This is a genomic window from Paraburkholderia susongensis, assembly GCF_900177725.1.
Lineage (GTDB): Bacteria > Pseudomonadota > Gammaproteobacteria > Burkholderiales > Burkholderiaceae > Paraburkholderia > Paraburkholderia susongensis.
Window position 1 is genome coordinate 1 of sequence record NZ_FXAT01000029.1, and the last position, 1,749, is coordinate 1,749.

The 1,749-nt window shown below is 65.5% G+C and carries 1 protein-coding gene and 1 pseudogene; one reads left to right on the plus strand and one right to left on the minus strand.

The genetic code is table 11. The features are described 5' to 3' along the window. Positions 1–1,233 (minus strand): annotated as a pseudogene (locus B9Z01_RS34530) (hemagglutinin); the annotation flags it as partial. Between the two features lie 31 nt (positions 1,234–1,264). Between B9Z01_RS34530 and B9Z01_RS36830 the strand changes: the two are divergent. After that, positions 1,265–1,749: hypothetical protein (locus B9Z01_RS36830; RefSeq protein WP_338047443.1), on the plus strand; the 485-nt coding region annotated here is incomplete at its 3' end.

Genomic DNA, 1,749 nt, shown 5'->3' on the forward strand with positions numbered 1-1,749 from the left:
CGCGTCCGTCGGGTTGGTGCCCGCGGCAACGTTGGTCAGCGTAACCGGCGTGGTCGAACCCGCACCGCCCAGCGTGACCTTCGTGTGGCTCGGATCGTCATACTGGACCGAGTTCGCGATGCCCGTCGAGGCCGAGGTCGACAGCGAAGCCACGTTGCTGTTGGTCGTGCTCAGACCCGACGACAGCGAACTGGCCGTGGTCGACGTGGACGTCGACAGCGAAGCCACATTGCTATCGGTCGTGCTCAGACCCGACGACAGCGAGCTGGCCGTCGTCGACGCGGACGTCGACAGCGAAGCCACATTGCTGTTGGTCGTGCTCAGGCCCGACGACAGCGAACTGGCCGTCGTCGACGTGGACGTCGACAGCGAAGCCACGTTGCTGTTGGTCGTGCTCAGACCCGACGACAACGAGCTGGCCGTCGTCGACGCGGACGTCGACAGCGAAGCCACATTGCTGTTGGTCGTGCTCAGGCCCGACGACAGCGAACTGGCCGTCGTCGACGTGGACGTCGACAGCGAAGCCACGTTGCTGTTGGTCGTGCTCAGGCCCGACGACAGCGAGCTGGCCGTCGTCGAAGCAGACGTCGACAGCGAGGCGACTTGCGACGTCGCTGTACCCGTGACCGTGGACAGCGACGACAGCTGGCTGTAGTTCACCGCGTCCGTCGGGTTGGTGCCCGCGGCAACGTTGGTCAGCGTAACCGGCGTGGTCGAACCCGCACCGCCCAGCGTGACCTTCGTGTGGCTCGGATCGTCATACTGGACCGAGTTCGCGATGCCCGTCGAGGCCGAGGTCGACAGCGAAGCCACGTTGCTGTTGGTCGTGCTCAGACCCGACGACAGCGAGCTCGCCGTGGTCGACGCGGACGTCGACAGCGAAGCCACGTTGCTGTTGGTCGTGCTCAGGCCCGACGACAGCGAGCTGGCCGTGGTCGACGCGGACGTCGACAGCGAAGCCACATTGCTGTTGGTCGTGCTCAGACCCGACGACAACGAACTGGCGGCCGTCGACAGCGAGGCCACGTTGCTGTTGGTCGTGCTCAGACCCGACGACAACGAGCTGGCCGTCGTCGAAGCAGACGTCGACAGCGAAGCCACATTGCTATCGGTCGTGCTCAGACCCGACGACAGCGAGCTGGCCGTCGTCGACGCGGACGTCGACAGCGAAGCGACTTGCGACGTCGCTGTACCCGTGACCGTGGACAGCGACGACAGCTGGCTATAGTTCACCGCGTCCGTCGGGTTGGTGCCCGCGGCAACGTTGGTCAGCGTAACCGGCGTGGTCGAACCCGCACCGCCCAGCGTGACCTTCGTGTGGCCCGGATCGTCATACTGGACCGAGTTCGCGATGCCCGTCGATGCCGAGGTCGACAGCGAAGCCACATTGCTGTTGGTCGTGCTCAGACCCGACGACAGCGAACTGGCCGTCGTCGACGCGGACGTCGACAGTGAGGCCACGTTGCTGTTGGTCGTGCTCAGACCCGACGACAACGAACTGGCGGCCGTCGACAGCGAGCTGGCCGTGGTCGACGTGGACGTCGACAGCGAAGCCACATTGCTATCGGTCGTGCTCAGGCCCGACGACAGCGAACTGGCCGTCGTCGACGCGGACGTCGACAGTGAGGCCACGTTGCTGTTGGTCGTGCTCAGACCCGACGACAACGAACTGGCGGCCGTCGACAGCGAGCTGGCCGTGGTCGACGTGGACGTCGACAGCGAGGCCACGTTGCTATCGGTCGTGCTCAG